The organism is Acinetobacter johnsonii (assembly GCF_048551975.1).
Classification (GTDB): domain Bacteria; phylum Pseudomonadota; class Gammaproteobacteria; order Pseudomonadales; family Moraxellaceae; genus Acinetobacter; species Acinetobacter johnsonii_A.
In genome coordinates this window covers 1-250 of sequence record NZ_JBIMCF010000328.1, presented here as the reverse complement: position 1 = coordinate 250, position 250 = coordinate 1, and the positions used below count along the sequence as shown (strand labels likewise).

At 46.4% G+C, this 250-nt stretch carries 1 protein-coding gene; it reads right to left on the bottom strand.

Annotated elements, in window-relative coordinates; translation table 11 throughout:
• Positions 1 to 250, bottom strand: a 250-nt coding sequence (locus tag ACG9ZB_RS17680) for a LysR family transcriptional regulator (RefSeq protein WP_419326890.1), incomplete at both ends; no start/stop codon positions are given.

The window sequence follows — 250 nt, the reverse complement described above, 5'->3', positions numbered from 1 at the left end:
CATTAAAGGGATGCCAATTAAAGCGGTAATGGTCGGTGGAAAACCAAGGCTGACATGACCGGAAAGCCGTGCTGAATGTGCAGCATCTATGGCGAAGTTCACTTGACGCAAAATAAGTTGAGAGTGCTTTAAAAAGGCAAGACCTGCGGGTGTAGGCGTGACGCCAAAAGCATTACGCTGTAATAAGCGAATGCTTAACTCTTGTTCGAGCTTACTAATTTGCTGACTAATTGCCGAAGCACCCACATCG